General features: G+C 74.4%; 13 protein-coding genes. 8 read left to right on the top strand and 5 right to left on the bottom strand.

Going from position 1 to position 16,649, the window contains the following annotated elements; genetic code table 11:
- Position 1 precedes the first annotated feature (1 nt).
- The 4 genes from O7627_RS07455 to O7627_RS07440 all read left to right on the top strand — a co-directional run bounded on the left by O7627_RS07455 (position 2) and on the right by O7627_RS07440 (position 5,923).
- On the top strand, positions 2-1,291 hold the full coding sequence (locus tag O7627_RS07455) for an FAD-binding oxidoreductase (protein WP_278092759.1): 1,290 nt from the start codon (positions 2-4) through the stop codon (positions 1,289-1,291).
- Entirely contained in the window at positions 1,291-2,619 is a 1,329-nt protein-coding gene (locus tag O7627_RS07450; RefSeq protein WP_278092758.1) for a heterodisulfide reductase-related iron-sulfur binding cluster, read from the top strand. The genes O7627_RS07455 and O7627_RS07450 overlap by 1 nt, the downstream gene beginning before the upstream one ends.
- A 64-nt stretch (positions 2,620-2,683) precedes the next feature.
- On the top strand, positions 2,684-3,415 hold the full coding sequence (locus O7627_RS07445) for an SDR family oxidoreductase (RefSeq protein WP_278092757.1): 732 nt from the start codon (positions 2,684-2,686) through the stop codon (positions 3,413-3,415).
- Positions 3,416-3,523: 108 nt separating this feature from the next.
- A complete protein-coding gene (locus O7627_RS07440; protein ID WP_278092756.1) occupies positions 3,524-5,923 on the top strand; it encodes a hypothetical protein in 2,400 nt (799 codons plus the stop codon).
- Here the strand turns inward: O7627_RS07440 and O7627_RS07435 are convergent.
- From O7627_RS07435 to O7627_RS07420, 4 genes are all read right to left on the bottom strand, one after another.
- Positions 5,904-6,356 carry a nitroreductase family deazaflavin-dependent oxidoreductase gene (locus O7627_RS07435; protein WP_278092755.1) on the bottom strand — a complete coding sequence of 151 codons (453 nt, stop codon included), beginning with the start codon at positions 6,354-6,356 and terminating at the stop codon, positions 5,904-5,906. The two genes, O7627_RS07440 and O7627_RS07435, sit on opposite strands and share 20 nt — an antisense overlap.
- Positions 6,357-6,391: 35 nt before the next feature.
- Positions 6,392-7,027, bottom strand: coding sequence for a DUF6642 family protein (locus O7627_RS07430; protein WP_278098197.1), 636 nt, complete (start codon positions 7,025-7,027; stop codon positions 6,392-6,394).
- 91 nt (positions 7,028-7,118) lie between these two features.
- Positions 7,119-7,787: a response regulator transcription factor gene (locus tag O7627_RS07425; protein WP_278092754.1), complete on the bottom strand. Its 669-nt coding sequence runs from the start codon at positions 7,785-7,787 to the stop codon at positions 7,119-7,121.
- Positions 7,784-9,067 (bottom strand): histidine kinase, encoded by a 1,284-nt coding sequence (locus O7627_RS07420; RefSeq protein WP_278092753.1) that lies wholly within the window; start codon positions 9,065-9,067, stop codon positions 7,784-7,786. The genes O7627_RS07425 and O7627_RS07420 overlap by 4 nt, the downstream gene beginning before the upstream one ends.
- A gap of 141 nt (positions 9,068-9,208) precedes the next feature.
- Here O7627_RS07420 and O7627_RS07415 point away from each other — a divergent pair, with 141 nt between their 5' ends.
- From O7627_RS07415 to O7627_RS07405, 3 genes are read left to right on the top strand one after another with little or no spacing between them, the layout of a single operon-like run.
- Entirely contained in the window at positions 9,209-10,102 is an 894-nt protein-coding gene (locus O7627_RS07415) for an ATP-binding cassette domain-containing protein (RefSeq protein WP_278092752.1), read from the top strand.
- A complete protein-coding gene (locus O7627_RS07410) occupies positions 10,099-10,851 on the top strand; it encodes an ABC transporter permease (protein ID WP_278092751.1) in 753 nt (250 codons plus the stop codon). Before O7627_RS07415 ends, O7627_RS07410 begins: the two co-directional genes overlap by 4 nt.
- Positions 10,852-10,856: 5 nt before the next feature.
- The gene (locus O7627_RS07405) at positions 10,857-11,519 is read left to right on the top strand and encodes a hypothetical protein (RefSeq protein ID WP_278092750.1); all 663 of its coding nucleotides are present in this window, start codon (positions 10,857-10,859) and stop codon (positions 11,517-11,519) included.
- A 145-nt stretch (positions 11,520-11,664) separates the two neighbouring features.
- Here the strand turns inward: O7627_RS07405 and O7627_RS07400 are convergent, their stop codons facing one another.
- Complete coding sequence (locus O7627_RS07400) at positions 11,665-16,089, bottom strand: AAA domain-containing protein (RefSeq protein ID WP_278092749.1); 4,425 nt, start codon at positions 16,087-16,089, stop codon at positions 11,665-11,667.
- 155 nt (positions 16,090-16,244) lie between these two features.
- On the opposite strand from O7627_RS07400, the gene O7627_RS07395 reads away from it, so the two are divergent.
- Entirely contained in the window at positions 16,245-16,649 is a 405-nt protein-coding gene (locus tag O7627_RS07395; protein WP_278092748.1) for a hypothetical protein, read from the top strand.

Genomic DNA, 16,649 nt, shown 5'->3' with positions numbered 1-16,649 from the left:
CATGCCCGACGCGGTCCTGGACGCCCTGCGCGCGGCCGCCGGGCCGGACGTCCGGCCGGCGGGACCGGCGGACGCGGTCGCCGGCGTCCAACCGGCGTACGTCGCGGCGCCGGCCGACACCGCCGAGACGGCGGCCCTGCTGCGGGCGGCGGCCGACCACGAACTGGCCGTGACGGTCCGCGGCGGCGGGACCCGGCAGGACTGGGCCGCCGCGCCGCGCCGCCTCGACCTGGTGATCAGCACCGCCCGGCTGACCGGGGTGGTCGAGCACGCCGCCGGCGACCTGATCGCGGTGGTCCGGGCCGGCACGCCGATGACCGAGCTGGCCGACGCGCTCGGTCGGGCCGGTCAGCGGCTCGCGCTGGACCCGCCGGACCCGGACAACCCGGGGGCCACCATCGGCGGGACCGTCGCGCTGAACAGCAGCGGCCCGCTGCGGGTGCTCTACGGGACCGTCCGCGACCTGCTGATCGGGGTGACCATGGTGCGCGCCGACGGGGTGGTCGCGCACGCCGGGGGCAAGGTCGTGAAGAACGTCGCCGGGTACGACCTGGGCAAGCTGCTGACCGGCTCGTACGGGACGCTCGGGCTGATCACCGAGTGCGCGTTCCGGCTGCACCCGGTCCCGGCCACCGCCGGCTGGGTCAGCCGGCGGGTCGACACACCGGCCGCCGCCGGCCGGCTGGTCGCCGGCGTCCTCGGCGGGCAGCTGGTGCCCGCCGCGATCGAGGTCGACGCGCCGCCGGGCGGCGACATCGAGGTGGCCGTGCTGCTGGAGGGGACCGAGCTGGGAGTCCAGCGGCGCACCGCCGCGGCCGCCGGGCTGCTCGGCGGGGACGCGGCCGCCGAACGCCGGGCGCCGCGGTGGTGGGGACGCCATCCCTGGCCGCCCGGCGGGGTGGGGCTGAAGCTGACCGCCGCGCTCAGCGGCGTACCCGAGCTGCTGGCCGCCGCCCGGGCGGCGGGTGACCGGCACGGGCTGCCGGTCACGTTGCGGGGATCGGCCGGCGCCGGCGTGCTCTACGCCGGACTGCCCGCGCCGGCGGCCGACCCGGCTGGGCCGAACCGGCCGGGTGACTACCCAACGGTGGTGGGCGAGATCGTCGATGAGTTGCGGGGCGCCGCCCGGGAGGCCGGCGGACACGCCGTCGTGCTGACCGCGCCGGCCGAGGTGCGGGACCGGATCGACCTGTGGGGGCCGGTGCCGGGCCTGGCGCTGATGCGCCGGGTGAAGGAACAGTTCGACCCGGCCGCCCGGCTCGCCCCGGGCCGCTTCGTGGGGGGCATCTGATGTCCGAGCCGGCCTTCGACGACCACGACCCGCCGTCGGCGGAGCTGATCGCGGACTGCGTGCACTGCGGCTTCTGCCTGCCGGCCTGCCCCACCTACGTGCTGTGGGGCGAGGAGATGGACTCCCCCCGGGGCCGGATCCACCTGATGGAACAGGGGCTCGGTGGGGAGCCGCTCACCGACTCGATGGCCCAGCACTTCGACCGCTGCCTCGGCTGCCTGGGCTGCGTGACCGCCTGCCCGTCGGGCGTTCAGTACGACCGGTTGATCGACAGCACCAAGCAGCAGGTGGAGCGGCGGCATCCGCGTACCGCCCGGGAGCGGGCGCTGCGGGCCGCGGTCTTCGCGCTCTTCCCGTACCCGAAACGGTTGCGGCTGCTGCGCGGGCCGCTGCGGGCGTACCAGGCGAGCGGGTTGCGTCGGCTGCTCGGCCGCAGCGACCTGCTGGCCAGGCTGGCGCCGACGCTTGCCACCCTGGAGTCGTTGGCGCCCACCCTGACCCGGTCCGGCCGGCCGCCCGAACGGGTGCCGGCGTACGGGACGCGCCGGGCCGTGGTGGGGATGCTCACCGGCTGCGTGCAGAGCGCCTTCTTCCCGGCGGTGAACGCGGCCACCTCCCGGGTGCTGGCGGCCGAGGGCTGCGAGGTGCTGATCATGCCGGACCGGCAGGGTTGCTGCGGGGCGCTCAGCCGGCACAGCGGACGGGACGCCGAGGCCCGCCGGTTCGCCCGCGACCTGGTCGACACCTTCACCGGCACCGGCATCGACTACCTGGTGGTCAACGCGGCCGGCTGCGGATCGGCGCTGAAGGAGTACGGCGAGCTGCTCCGCGACGATCCGGACTACGCCGCGCCGGCCGCCGCCCTGGCGGCCCGGGTGCGGGATCTGTCGGAGCTGCTGGTCGAGCTGGGGCCGGTGGCCCGGCGACACCCGCTGCCGGTGACCGTCGCGTACCACGACGCCTGCCACCTGTCGCACGCCCAGGGCATCCGCGCCCAGCCCCGGACGCTGCTGGGCGGGGTGCCGCAGCTGCGGCTGCGGGAGATCCGGGACGCCGAGCTGTGCTGCGGCTCGGCCGGGGTGTGGAACGTGCTGAACCCGCAGCCGGCGGCGCAGCTGGGCGACCGCAAGGCCGCCGATGTGCTCGGCACCGGCGCCGAGCTGCTGGTCACCGCGAACCCGGGCTGCCTGATGCAGATCGCCGCCGGGGTACGCCGGGCCGGCGGCCGGATCGCGCTGGCCCACCCGGCGCAGGTGCTCGACGCGGCCATCCGGGGACTACCCGTTGAACGGCTGCTGACCGGGCTTGCCGCGCTGGACCGTGCGTGATCTGATCGACGAGGTCCCGCCACCAGAGGCGGCATGATCCATTGTGGAGTGAGCTGGAGGCGAGATGGGCAACCTCGACGGCAAGGGCGCGATCGTCACCGGGGGTTCGCGCGGCATCGGCCGGGCGATCGTGGCGCGCCTGGTCGCCGACGGCGCCACCGTGGTCTTCAGCTACCGGCAGGACGAGGGGGCGGCGAAGGAGGTCGCGACCGAATTCCCCGGCCGGGCCATCCCGGTCCGCGCGGACCTGGCCGAGATCGCCGACCTGCACGGCCTCTTCGACGCGGCCGCCGAGCAGCTCGGCGGGCTGGACATCCTGGTCAACAACGCCGGTACCGCCCGGACCGCGCTCATCGCCGACGTCACCGACGCCGAGTACGACGACCTGATGGCGATCAACGCCAAGAGCGTCTTCTTCGCCATCCAGCGCGCCGCCCGCCAGATGCGCGACGGCGGCCGCATCATCAACATCTCCAGCCTCAACACCGTGCTGGCCAGCCCCGGGGTCGCCGTCTACGCGGCCAGCAAGGCCGCGGTCGAGCAGTTCAGCCGGGTGGCGGCCCGGGAGCTGGGCAACCGCGGCATCACGGTCAACTCGGTCTCCCCCGGCGCCACCGACACCGACCTGCTGCGGGGCACCAACAGCCGGGACAGCCTGCGGATGGCGGAGACGATGAGCCCGCTCGGCCGGCTCGGCCAGCCGGCCGACATCGCCGACGTGGTCGGCTTCCTGGCCGGCCCGGACGGACGCTGGCTGACCGGCCAGAACCTGCACGCCTCCGGCGGGCTCACCTAGTCGGTGATCCGACTGCGTCGCGACGCGCGGCAGCGCACCCTTCGAGCGTCACCCTCCAGTTACCCTGAGTAGACCTGGGGAGGGACGCCCCTCGAAGGTGGGCCGGCCATGCCTCTGCAACGCCACGACACACGTCCCGTCCCACGACCCGCCGGGATGGTGCCCCCCGCCGCCGACCTCACCGGGATCACCGAGCTGCGGCTGCACGGAGTGGGCGGCACCAGCCCCGAGGACCTGCTCGGCGACGACGCGCCGCTGCCGGTGGCCGGGGACCGGATCGCCGGCTTCTACCGCACCGCCGACCTGCCCGACCGGCACGTCGAGGCGTACTCGTGGGGTGGGTTGACCTCGCGCAGCGGGACCCGGGTGCTCTGGCTGCTGCTCTTCCCCTTCGCCCTGGCCAACGTGGCCGGCTGGATGTGCACGGCCGCCACCCACGCCTCGCCCCGGCTGTTCCGGCTGCACCGGACCGCGGTGCGCTGGACCGCCCTCGGCCTGACCCTGAACCTGCTGCTGATCTTCGCCCTCACCACGATGGACCTGCTCGGCTACCAGTGCGGCGGCCAACCCGCCTGCACCGACTCGTGGCTGACGGGTCCCCTCGCCGCGGACTGGCTGGCCGGCTACCCGGGCCGGCGCCTGCTGGTCGGCGCGCTGGCGCCGCTGGCGCTCGTGGTGCTGCTGGCGGTCCTCGCGCTGCGGTCGATCAACCGGTACGAACGGACCCGGCCGCCGTGGCGGGTCGACGACCCGCGGCCCGCCAAGGCCGACAGCTCCGCCCAGCCCGGGATCGGGCTGACCGACCCCACCTTCTGGGACGGCCGGCGCAGCTCGTACGACCTGGGCTGCCTGCACATCGCCGCCGGGCTGGCGTTCGTGGCGCTCACCCTCGCCCACACGGCGGGCGCCACCGCCGGCGCGGCCGGGGCAGCGGCCACCGGCGCCGGCTGGCGGTGGGCGGCCGGGGTGCTCGGCGGCGGCGCGCTGCTGGGCGCCGTCGTGCTGCTGGTCCGCGACCGGTGCCCGGCCGGCGCCGGGCACACCGTGCTCGCCGCCGCAGGCGGCGCGCTGCTCAGCGCCGGCTGGTACGCGGCCGACCAACCGGCCTTCACCCAGCCCTTCGGCTACCTGCCCGGCATGCGCGTGGTGGCCAACCTGGTCCTCGGCGCCGTCTTCGTGGCGCTGTCGGTGGCGCTGGTCGCGGCCGTGCTGGGCGGTTGGCGGCGGGGAACCTTCTTCGTCTACGGCCCCTTCGTCGCCCTCGTGCTGGCGGTCTTCGCGCTCAACGTGGTGCTGTTGAGCGCGATGAACCGGATCGGCGCGCTGGTCGCCGACGTCTCGGCCCGGGTCGACCTGCCGGCCACCGCGCCCGACCGGGCCGAGCTGTACCTCTACCCGATCATCGCCAAGCTGGTGCCGTACCTGACCGTGCTGCCGCTGGCGCTGCTGCTCGCGTTCGCCCTGTACGAGCTGGGCACCTACTGGCGGGCCGGCCGGGACCGCGCCCGGCTGGACGGCATCCGCGGCTGGTACCGGGACAACTGCGTCCGCCCGGACGGCGAGCCGGACTGGTGGTACAACACCGTCGACGACGCCGACGACGGCCGGCGCCGCTGGTGGGGCGGCCGGGGCGACCGGTGGACGGCGCAGGTGGCCCGGGCCCGCCGGGTGGCCCGGATGCCGCAGGACACCGACAAGCTGCTCACCGCGATGGCCGCGGTCGGGGGGCTGCTGCTGGTCGCCATCCAGGTCCGGTACTGGTTCTTCGGGGAGCTGCCCTGGTCGACCCAGTGGATCTTCACCCTCGGCAGCTACCTGGCCGCCAGCATCCCGGTCGCCGTGGTGCTGCTGCTGCGCCGGGGGTGGCGCAACCTGCACAGCCGCCGCCGGATCGGGGTGCTCTGGGACGTGCTCACCTTCTGGCCGCGCGCCTACCACCCGCTGGCCCCGCCCGCGTACGCGGAGCGGGCGGTGCCGGAGGTGCAGCGCCGGCTGTGGCGGATCCACTCCAGCGGCGGCCGGGTGGTGCTGACCAGTCACAGCCAGGGCACGGTGCTCGCCGCCGCGGCGCTGCTGCAGGGGGAGAACCGGCCGGACGACGACGTGGTCACCCTGGTCACCTTCGGCTCGCCGCTGCGCACCCTGTACGGCTGGGCGTTCCCGGCATACTTCAACGACGACGTGTTACGGCGGCTGGTCTCCCCGGAGGCCGGCTCGGGCACCCAGGTGTACGCCTGGCGAAACTTCTACTACCAGACCGACTACATCGGCGGCCCGGTGCTCGGCGGCGAGCCGACCTCGGAGGTGGACGTGGAGCTGCCCGACCCGGCCACCTGCTGGCACATCTTCGGCCAGGCGAAGCCCGCCCCGACCCGGCACTCGGGCTACTGGGCGGACCCGGCCATGTGGCGGCAGGTGGACCGGCTCGCCGAGGCCGCCGCGGGCGCGCCGCGCATTCCGCGTCAGTGGGACGCGCCGGCCGGCCGGGTCAGCTCCGGGACAGGATGACCACCGGGATCTCCCGGTCGGTCTTCGTCTGGTAGTCGTCGTAGTCCGGCCAGAGTGCCGCCATGGTGCGCCACAGCTCCGGTTTCTCGTCCGGCCCCGCGGTCCGCGCCCGCGCGGTAAACTTCTCGGCGCCGACCTGCAGGTGCACCACCGGGTCGGCGACCAGGTTGAGGTACCACGCCGGGTGCTGCGGGGCGCCGCCCTGGGAGGCCACCAGCAGATAGTCGTCGCCGTGGCGCCCATAGATCAAAGCGGTCCGCCGCAGCTTGCCGGACCGGCGACCGCGGGTGGTCAGCAGCAGCGTGGGCACGCCCCGCCAGTGGTGACCCTGCTCGCCGTCGGTGGCCACGTACTGGCGGATGTGGTCGGAGACCCAGCCGGTCGGGCTGTCCAGAATGTCCTCGTTCGTGGTCGCCTCGTCATGAGTGGTCATCGCCAAAATCTACCCCGGCCGGCAGGGTCGCGCGGTCAGTCGACGGTGGCGGCCACCGACTGCTTCGGCACCCGCTGCGTCGGGCGCAGGGCCGGCCGCCAGGTCCGCCCGCTGGCGTACACGATCCGAAAGCCCAGGTACGACGCGAGCGGCGCCCAGTGCACCGAACCCATCCGCATCTCGGCGGCGTTCAACCGGCGACCGTTGACCAGCACGTCGAGCAGCACCGTCTCGAAGGCGGCCGACTCCACCCAGTCCACGTCCCGGGTGAACCCGCAGATCAGCGCGGCGCCGGTCTCGGCCAGGAACTCCTGCAGCCGGGCGTCGGAGGCCCGCAGCACCGAACAGCTGCCGAAGTAGAGGCGCTTGCCCGCACACCGGCCGGCCATCTGCTCCGCGATGTCACTCAGGTCGACCGAATGCCGGTCGGTCAGGCAGAGCTTGGTCGGCTCGCCGTGCATGGCGAAGAAGCCGACCCGGTAGTCGGCGTACTGGCGCAGCAGCCACCGGTCGATGAAGTAGACCAGCTCGTCGCGGGTGGCGGCGTCCTTGTGGATGAACCGGATCTTGCCGAGCCGCTCCAGCAGCTCCAGCGTCGGCAGCACCGAACCCCGTTCGTTGAGGTCGCGGTGCCACTGCCCTTCGATACAGAAAACGCCAGGCCGCGCCAACGTCTCCCCCAACCGCTCGGTGGACCCGACCAGCACCTTACCGGCCCGCACCGACACCGGCTCGCCCCAGCGGCCCGCCCCAGCGGCCGGCTCAGACCAGCTCGGCGTCGTGCACCAGCAGGGCCACCTGCACCCGGTTGTTCAGCTCCAGCCTGGCCAGCAGCCGCGACACGTACGCCTTCACCGTCGCGACGCTCATGAACAGTTCGGCGGAGATCTCCGCGTTCGTGCAGCCCCGGCCGAGCGCCACCGCCACCTCCCGCTCCCGCGGGCTCAGCCCGTCGATCAACCGGCGTGCCCGCTCCCGGCGGGGGTCCGGACCGGGCTGGCCACCGCCGGCCGCCGAGACATGGTCGATCAACTGCCGGGTCACCACCGGCGACAGGGTGGCTTCCCCGGCGGCGACCTGCCGCACCGCCCGGACGATCTCCCCGGGCGGCGTGTCCTTGAGCAGGAAGCCGCTGGCGCCGGCCCGCAGCGCGCGCAGCACGTACTCATCGGCGTTGAACGTGGTCAGCACCAGCACCTCGGGCGGCTCCGGCCCACGCCGCAGCGCCTCGGTCGCGGCCAGGCCGTCCATCCTCGGCATCCGGATGTCCATCAACACGACGTCCGGCCGGTGCTCCGCCACCGCCCCGGCCACCTCGGTGCCGTCGCCCACCTCGCCGACCACCCGCAGGTCGGACGCGCCGCCCAGGATCATCGTCAGCCCGGCCCGGACCAGCGCGTCGTCGTCGACCAGCAGCACCCGAACGGTCATGACGGCCAGGGTAACCAGGCGGTCAGCTGGAAGTCGCCGTCCGCCGTCCGGCCGTGCCGCAGCCGGCCACCGGCCAGGCTGGTCCGCTCCGCCAGCCCGATCAGCCCGGTCCCCGCGCCCGGGATCGGCGGCACCGGACCGGAGCCGGGGCCAGAGTCCGGGCCGGGACTGATCGGGCCGCGGTTGGACACCGCCACGTTCAGCCCGTCCCCGGGTCCGCCCGTCACCGAGACCGCCACCCGGGCGCCGGGTGCGTGCTTGCGGGCGTTCGTCAGCCCCTCCTGGACGATCCGGTAGGTCCCCCGCCCGACCGCCGCCGGCACCGCCGCCGGATCGGCCACCTCCGTGCGCAGGCTCACCCGGACCCCCGCCTCACGGGACTCGGCCACCAGCGCCGGCAGATCGGCGAGCGTGGGCTGCGGCCGCTCCGGTGCCCCGTCCGGTTCCTCCCGGAGTACGCCGATCACCTCCCGCAGGTCGTCGAGGGCCTGGTGGGCGCTGGCCCGGATCACCCCGGCCGCCCGGGTGATCTCGTCCGGGGAGGCGTCCGGGCGGAACTCCAGCGCCCCGGCGTGCAGGCTCAGCAGCGAGATCCGGTGTGCCAGCACGTCGTGCATCTCCCGGGCGATCCGGGTCCGTTCCACCTGCCGCGCCTGGGTGATCCGCAGCTGCTGCTCCGCCTCGGCCCGGTCGGCCCGGTCCCGCAACGAGAGCACGAGCTGCCGGCGGGCCCGGACGAACATCCCCCAGGCCAGCACCGCCCCGAGGAACACGACAGTGAAGATGAGCGAGCCCAGCCGGCCCAGTTCCTCGTCCGGGTGGATCTCGAAGTAGATCACCCCGGCGACGACGAAAGCCGCGCCGAACGGACCGACGATCGCGAAGCGGCGATGCACCGCGAGCGTGAAGTAGGCGATGACCTGGACCGCGCCGGTGGTCACCGAGAACATCGAGATGATCAGGGCCACCAGCGCCAGTCCCACCGGCCAGCGGCGCCGCCACCAGATCGCCAGGCTCCCGGCGAGACCGAGCACGGTGTCGACCGGGATGAGCCAGGCAGGGGTCATGCCGCCGGTGACGAACTGCGAGTCGGGCCGCCGGATGTCCCAGGCCGTGAAGATCGCGTAGCCGAGCGCCACCAGGAAGAAGATGCTGTCGACCAGCCAGTCCCGGGTGGTCCGCCGCGGCCTCGGCCGAGCCCCGCCCGCCTCGGCGCGGACCTCGGCGACCAGCGCCGACGGCAGCAGCCAGGCGTACTCGGAGGCCGATCTGCCGCTCATGCCGCCATGCTACGTACGGTCACCGGCCGTCGACAGCGACCAAAGTCGAGATGATCCGGTAGACGAAGGTAGTACCGCGCCCGCCGGTCATCGACCGCCGGCCGAAGCGCCGCCACCCCCGGTCCCGCCAGGCTTGACGACATGATCAGAGTTGACCGCCTCAGCAAGCGGTACGGGGCGCACACCGCCGTCGACGACGTCTCCTTCGACTGTCCCCCGGGCACCGTCACCGGCTTCCTCGGCCCGAACGGCGCCGGCAAATCCACCACCATGCGGATGATCTGCGGCCTCACCCCACCCACCGGTGGCAGCGCCACCATCGACGGCGTCGACTACCGCCGGCTGCCGAATCCCGGCCGGCACGTCGGCGTGCTGCTGGACGCCTCGGCCCAGCACGGCGGGCGGACCGGCCGCGAGGCGCTGGCCGTGTCCGCCCAGACCATGGGGGTGGACCGGCGCCGGGTCGCCGAGAAACTCGCCCTGGTCGGCCTCGACCGGACTGCCGCCCGGCGGCGCGTCCGCGCGTACTCGCTCGGGATGCGTCAGCGGCTCGGCCTGGCGCAGGCGCTGCTGGGTGACCCCCGGGTGCTGATCCTGGACGAGCCGGCCAACGGCCTCGACCCGGAGGGGATCTTCTGGATGCGCGGCGTGCTGCGCGACTTCGCCGACCGGGGCGGCACCGTGCTGCTCTCCTCCCACCTGCTGCGCGAGGTCGAGGCGGTGGCGGACCGGCTGGTGGTTATCGGGGGTGGCCGGATCGTCGCCCAGGGCGGCAAGGAGGAGCTGCTGGCGACCGGGGAGATCGGCACCCGGGTCCGGGCCCGCGACCAGCGGACGCTGGCAGACGCGCTGCAGCGGGCCGGGCTGCCCGCCACCGCGAACCCGGACGGCAGCCTGCTGGTGACCGCGCCGGCCGAGCAGGTCGGCGAGGTCGCTGCGGGCGCCGGCGCCGTCCTGCACGAGCTGCGGCCCGCCGAGAACGGCGGGCTGGAGCAGATCTTCCTCAACCTGACCGCCAAGGGAGCAGACCGGTGACCACGCAGACCGCACAGACCCCGTCACTGGCCCGGCTGACCGCCGTCGAGCTGCGCAAACTGGGCGACACCCGGGCCGGATACTGGCTGTTGATCGTGATCGGCCTGGTCGCGGCGGCCGTCGTCACCGTCCAACTGTTCGTCTTCGACGCCGAGGCGCAGACGTTCGAGAACTTCTTCCTGCCGTCGCTGATCCCGGTCGCCATCCTGCTGCCGGTGCTCGGCATCCTCTCGGTCACCAGCGAGTTCTCGCAGCGCACCGCGCTGACCACCTTCGCGCTGGTGCCGCAGCGGCACCGGGTGGTGGCGGCCAAACTGGCCGCCGGGGTGCTCGCCGCGGCGGCGTCCGTGCTGGCCAGCCTGGTGGTGGCGGCGATCGGCACGCTCATCGCCACGGCCACCGGCGGGGCCGGGACCTGGCGGACCCCGCTGGTGCTGATCGGCTACGCCACCCTGTTCCAGGTGCTCAACGTGCTGTTCGGGATCGGGTTCGGGATGCTGCTGCTGAACAGCCCGCTGGCGATCGTGGTCTACCTGGTCCTGCCGACCGCCTGGTCGATCCTGGGCGAACTCGTCGCCGCGCTGCGGACCGCCGCCGGCTGGCTGGACATCTCCCGCACCATGGAGCCACTGACCACCCCCGACGTGACCGCCGGCCAGTGGGGGCGGCTCGGGGTCTCGGTGCTGGTCTGGATCGCCCTGCCGATGGCCGTCGGGCTGATCCGGCTGCTGCGCCGCGAAGTCGCGTGAGCACGATGATCCGGCCACCGGGGTGGCTGCGCACCCTGGCCTGGATCGGACTGCCGCTGGTCGGCGCGGCCCTCGGGTGGCTGCTCGTCGTCGGCGCCGGCTGGCTGCTCACCCTGCCGTGGATTCCGATGCGCGGACCGCTCCGGCTGATCGACTCGCTGCCCGACCCGCAGTCGGCCATCGGGGCCACCGCCCTCGGCGGCGTACTCGGTCTGTTCGGCGGTTGGGCGGTGGCTGACGGCGGGCTCCGGGTCACCGTCGCGGCCGACGGGGTTCGGCTCACCCGGGGCGACACGGTCCGGGAGTTCGACCGGTCACGCGTCGGCGCGGTGTTCCTGGACGGCGAGCGGCTGGTGCTGCTCGACCCGGCCGGCCGGGAACTCGCCCGGGAGCCCGCCGGGCTGATCGTCGACGGGTTGGCCGAGCCGTTGCGGCGGTACGGCTATCCGTGGCGGCCGGACGGCGACCCGTACCGGGCGGCGTACCGGCGCTGGGTGCCGGACCTGCCGGAGCTGCCGGCCGGCGCGGACGCGTTGCTGCGGGCCCGGCAACGGGCGCTGGAGGCCGACCACCGCGACGACGCCGACGAGCTGCGCGCCGAACTGGCCCGGCTGGACATCGTGGTCCGGGACGAACAGAAACGGCAGTACTGGCGCCGGATCGACTGACCTACCGGCACCCGGCCGGACGGAGGCAGATGTCGCGTCCGGCCGGGGCCCTGCGGCCAGGCGGGATCGGCAGCGCCCCACCTGACGCAGTGACGCTAGGCACCCGGGGACCGGGTCGGACGCACACCGTGTCGGTGTCCGTCGATCAGTCGGCGGCCTGGTCCGCCACCGAACCGTCGGGCCGGATCGTCACCGGTTTGCCCTCGGCGAGTAGTCGGGTGATCAGATCCTGCTGCTCCGCCGAGAACGCGAAGCCAGCGGCCGGCGGCTGCGGGGCCGCCGGTGGCGGGGGTGGCTCGGGGGCGATCCCCAGCTCCTCGATCCGGCGCCACAGCGGCTCCAGGGCGGCGTCCGGGTCGCGGCTGAACACACTGCCCCGGACCCGGACGAAGACGCAGTTCCCGACCCGCTCCAGGACGGCCTGGCGGCGCATGTCGCTGGCCCACTCGTCCGGCCCGTGGTAGGCGTCACCGTCGCACTCGACCGCCAACCGGCGGCCGTCCGGAGCGGGCAGCACGAAGTCGATCCGGTAGCCGCCGATCCGGAACTGCGGCAGCGGCCGCAGGCCGCGCAGCAGCATCCGGCGCAGCACCTCCCGCTCGAACTCGCTGTCGCAGCACTGCTCCAGGTCGGTGAAGGTGGTCTCGGCCGAGGTCACGTGCTGCGCGTACGTCAGCAGCGCGGCGCGGGCGTCGTCGGGGCGCAAGTCGTCCGGGGTCATCGAGTGGAAGATCCAGAGCTGGTCGCGGGCCCGGGACGCTGCGACGTTGATCCGGCGGTGGTAGTCCCGCTTGGTGAAGGCCGCGATCGGCCCCGCGTGCGGGGAGGCCACCAGCGAAACCAGCACCACGTCCCGCTCGTCACCCTGGAAGGTGTAGGCGTCGCCGACCCGCAGCCGGCGCCGCTCCATCTCCTCCTCGCCGATCTCCTGCCGGATCCGGGAGAGCAGGTACAACGCCTGGCCACTGCTGCTGAGCAGGCTGACCACGCCGAGGGTACGGCCCGCGTACGCCTCGTCGGCGACGATCCCGGCGAGCCGCTCGACCAGCGCCTCGGCCTCGGGGACGTTGACGTCGCCGAAGCCGGCCAGCGACTGGCGTACCCCCGCCGGCACGTGCACCGGCACCACCGGCTCACCGATCCCCGGCACCCGGTCGGTGCGCAGCGGCTCGATCTTGCCGTCGTAGTACTGCCGGCTGGAGAACTCGATGATCTGCGGTACGCAGCGGAAGTGCTCGGTGAGCAGAATCCGCTCGGGCGACCGCCGCACCGCGTGGTCGTAGAGACTGCCCTCCGGATCGAAGTGCTCCGCCGAGGGCACGTCGGCCAGGTGGGCGCCGATCAGCCCGGCCACCGAACCGACGAAGGTCAACTGCGGGCCGATCTGCTGGTCGTCGCCGACCACCACGGCCCGGCTGGCGAGCGTCAGCACCGGCAGCGCGAACATGTCGGCCTGCGACGCCTCGTCGATGATCACCACATCGAAGCTGGCGCCGCCGGCGAACTGCTCCACCGCCCGGTCGATCGACATCACCCACACCGGCACCGCCTCCACGGCCGCCGCCATCGCCCGCTGGGCGTGGCCCTGCCAGGCCGCCGCACTCTTCCCGGTACCCTTGCCGATCTTGCGGAGCGCGGTGGTCCAGTCGGCCAGCGCGGCCCGGCGCCGGTCGTCGAGCGCACCGGCCACCGCCAGCCAGGCGGCGGCCACCACCAGATCCTCGGTCAACCGGCGGATCCGCTCCCGGCTCTGCTCCACCCGCCGGTTCAGCACCGCCGGGTCGACACTGCCGATCACCGCGTCGAACCAGGTCTGCGCCTGCCGCCACCGCCACCGGGCGAGGCAGTCGGGACCCGAGCCAGCCAGCGCCGGGGCGGTACCGGCCTCGATGGCCGCCGCCCACTGCGGGGCGATCGCCGCCAGCCGCCCGCGCAGTTCCAGATAGCGGCGTACCTGCGGAACCAGCGCGGCGAGCCGCCCGGCCTCGGCCCGCGCCTCGTCCCAGCCGGTCAGCTCCGCGTCCCGCCACGCGTCGTCGAGGCGGCGCCACAGGTCACTGGCGTCCGGTTGGGCGAGCCCGTCGCGCAGCTTCGCCGCCAGGTCCCGGTCGGCGGCGGCCAGCCGGTCGTGGTCGAAGACCGCCGGGCAGCGGGCCAGCAGGGCGGCGACCTGCCCGAGCCGGGCCGCGTCCAACGCCAGGTCGGCCCGGGGTACGAGCCGACGCAGCTCCCGGTGCAGCACCGGCCACTGCCGCCGGTCCCAGTCCAGTGACCGGCCGGCCTCGCTCAGCCGCGCCCCCACCCAGACCTCCGGGTCGGCGTGCTCCTCCGGCGCCGGGATGCCCAGCCGGCGGGACCACTCGTCCCAGCCGGCGGCGAGCTGCTGGCGCAGCCGCGCCCGGTCCACGTGGGCGACCACGATGTCGACGTCGGCGGTGGTGCGCAGCGGCTCCCCGTCGACCCGACAGTCGGCGGCCAGCCGGGCCAGGGCGGGTTGGACCAGCCGGCCGACGCTCTTGCCGGCCGCGTACCGGTTGCGTAGTTCGCCGAGCTGGCCGAGGAGCCGGCGCGGTTCGGCGGCGAGCGCGTCGGGGATGCTGACGGCGTTGCCGCCGATGATCCTGGCCGCCTCGGCGAGTTGGCCGAGCATCCGGGTGCAGGCGGTCACGTGGTCGTGCCACATCCGCTGCCAGTGCGGCTCGGCCAGCAGCCGGCCGAGCAGATCCGTCCAGCTGCCCTCCCGGCCGGTCAGCCAGGTCACCGACTGGCGCAGCGCGGTGAGCAGCTCGTCGAGCTGCTGCGCTCCGATGGACCGGACCGCGCCGAGGTCGACCCCGGCGCCGGCCAGCCGGTCCAGCTCGGCGGCGGCGGCGACCCGCGCCGCACGGTCCGCCCGCACCGCCCCGGCGGTCGGCAGCTCACCGGCGGGTGGGAGCTGGTGGACGGCGCGCGCCCGGTCCGGCGCGGCCAACCCGGTGGCGAGCCGGATCAGTTCGGTGAACTCGTCGGCGGTCAGCGGCGCCGGGCCGCTGACCGGGTCGGGGATGTCGCCGTACGCCTGGGCGTGGCCGCGCAGCCAGGCGCCGACGTCGCCCGGGGTCAGGGTGACCCCGTCGATGGCGTAGGTGGACGCCTCCTGCTCGGCCACCGCCCGTAGCCCGGCCATGGCCAGGCCCAGCTCCCGTTCCGCCTCCTCCAGTTGGGCGGTGAGCCGGTCGACCTTGGTCTGCTCGGCCGTCCGGTCCAGGGTGGCGGCCCGGTCGGAGAGCTCCCGGGCGGCGAGCTGGAGCTGGACGAGCTGGTCGGTGGAGCGGCCGAGCACGGCCAGGCAGAGGGCGCGGATCTCGGCGGGCAGGCCGTCGCGGAGCACCCGCAGCGGGTCCTCCTTCTGGGCCACCACCAGCACCCGCTTGCCGTTGGCCATCAGGTGGCAGATCAGGTTGCGGATGGTGTGGGTCTTGCCGGTGCCGGGCGGGCCCTGCACGGCGACGTTGCGGTGCTGGGCGAGCCGGCGGGCGATCGACTCCTGGGCTTCGTTGGTGGGCAGCGGCATGAGTAGGCGCTGCCCCACCGGCGCCCACTGGTCCGGCTGGTCGTCGGGCATCCGCAGCCGGCTCGGCTCGTGCGCCAGGATCGCCGCGAGGGAGCCGACGCCGGTCGGGTCGCCGTCGAGCAGCCGATCCCGGAGCTGCTCCAGGAACCGGCGGACCATCCGCTGCTTGGGCCGCAGGAACAGCACGGCGGTGTCGTGCACGTGCGGGGTGCCCGGGTCGGGGCCGTCCGGCTCCCGCAGCACCGGGTCGTGGCCCAGCCGCCGCAGCGCCCGCTCGTACAGCTCGCGCCGGCCGAGGTCGTCCCACGGGTCCACGTCGACCTGGCCACCGGGGCCGGCCAGGGCGAGCAGCTGGTTCAGGTAGCGCTCGTCGAGCCCGGCCAGCGGGTCGGTCTGCAGCCGGCCGCCGCCCTGCGGCGCCACCGCGACCAGCGCCCGGTCGGGGTCGTAGTCGATCGCCACCGGCGTCACCACCAGCGGGTAGGCGACCCGCTTGCCGTCGATGGCGAGGTGCAGGATGCCGTGACCCCAGACCAGCTCGTGGGTGGCGGTGTTCATGTCGACCTTGTGCTTGAGGTCGAACAACCGGCGGTGCAGGGTGCGGGTCCGCTCGACGGCGCCCGCCTCGGCGGCCCACGGCCGCCACTCGTCGTCGCGCCAGCGCTCGAACCGCCAGTCCAGGTCCGCCGGGGCGGGCTCCGGCCCGGCCGTACGCAGGGTCGGCTCGGCCGCGGCGGTCGGCTCGGCGGCGAGGTGGCCGATCAGGTCCGGCGGCACCTTGATGGCGGCCGGCGCCGGTGGCAGGCCGACCCGCAGCCAGGTCGCGCCGTCCGGCGACGGCCCCGACTGGCAGTCCCGGTGCGCCGGCAGGGTGTGCTGCCAGACGGCGTCCTCGGTGGGGACGGTGCGCACCGGCTTCTCCATCTGCGCGCGCACGGCGAGCAGATAGTCGGTGAGCGAGGCGGCCCGCTCGACGATCACCGCGGGCGACTCGCCGGGGGCACCCTGGCCAGTCATCCTCATCACGGTATCGGATCATCTCCAGGGCGCACGAACACCGAGCCGGGCTCGGTTCAACCTTCACGCTGCGTGTTGTTTCGGCCCCGGATCCTGTGTGGAGCTAAGTGGCCGTACTCATTCGTCGGTGGCCCGGACCTGGCAGGGTCTCTGGTATGACCGAAACGCGTGAGCTCCGTCCGGGACGGGCGTCCGCACCGCTCTGGATCGTCGGTGTCGCCGTCGTCACCGTCGTCGCCTACCTGGCGTTACTCGGCTGGGATCAGGAGAAGGACCTGAACCCGGCCACCGGCGCGGAGACCGGGCCCTACCAGCCCTGGCAGGTGCTCGGCCTCGGGCTGGTGCTCGGGTTGGTCGCGCTCGCCGCCGGGCGGGCCGGGCGGCACTGGCTGGCCGCGCCGGTGCTCGCGGTGGTGCTCACGGTCTGCTTCGCCGTGGACGCGGCCACCGACCCGGACGCCGACGGGCTCTGGGTGATCGGGGCGTTCCTGGTGGCGGTCGGGTCGCTGGCCGGCGCGCTGCTCGTCGGCCTGCTCGGCAGCCGCCTCGGGCGGCGTTGA

This window comes from Solwaraspora sp. WMMD1047 (assembly GCF_029626155.1).
GTDB lineage: Bacteria > Actinomycetota > Actinomycetes > Mycobacteriales > Micromonosporaceae > WMMD1047.
The sequence above is the reverse complement of the archived record's forward strand: the minus strand, read 5'-3'. Positions and strand labels throughout refer to the sequence as shown.

Excerpts from the sequence above, each read along its gene's own strand:
- O7627_RS07455 (WP_278092759.1), top strand. The coding sequence starts at position 2 with ATGCCCGACGCGGTCCTGGACGCCCTGCGCGCGGCCGCCGGGCCGGAC.
- O7627_RS07450 (WP_278092758.1), top strand. The coding sequence starts at position 1,291 with ATGTCCGAGCCGGCCTTCGACGACCACGACCCGCCGTCGGCGGAGCTG.
- O7627_RS07445 (WP_278092757.1), top strand. The coding sequence starts at position 2,684 with ATGGGCAACCTCGACGGCAAGGGCGCGATCGTCACCGGGGGTTCGCGC.
- O7627_RS07440 (WP_278092756.1), top strand. The coding sequence starts at position 3,524 with ATGCCTCTGCAACGCCACGACACACGTCCCGTCCCACGACCCGCCGGG.
- O7627_RS07435 (WP_278092755.1), bottom strand. The coding sequence starts at position 6,356 with ATGACCACTCATGACGAGGCGACCACGAACGAGGACATTCTGGACAGC.
- O7627_RS07425 (WP_278092754.1), bottom strand. The coding sequence starts at position 7,787 with ATGACCGTTCGGGTGCTGCTGGTCGACGACGACGCGCTGGTCCGGGCC.
- O7627_RS07420 (WP_278092753.1), bottom strand. The coding sequence starts at position 9,067 with ATGAGCGGCAGATCGGCCTCCGAGTACGCCTGGCTGCTGCCGTCGGCG.
- O7627_RS07415 (WP_278092752.1), top strand. The coding sequence starts at position 9,209 with ATGATCAGAGTTGACCGCCTCAGCAAGCGGTACGGGGCGCACACCGCC.
- O7627_RS07405 (WP_278092750.1), top strand. The coding sequence starts at position 10,857 with ATGATCCGGCCACCGGGGTGGCTGCGCACCCTGGCCTGGATCGGACTG.
- O7627_RS07400 (WP_278092749.1), bottom strand. The coding sequence starts at position 16,089 with ATGACTGGCCAGGGTGCCCCCGGCGAGTCGCCCGCGGTGATCGTCGAG.
- O7627_RS07395 (WP_278092748.1), top strand. The coding sequence starts at position 16,245 with ATGACCGAAACGCGTGAGCTCCGTCCGGGACGGGCGTCCGCACCGCTC.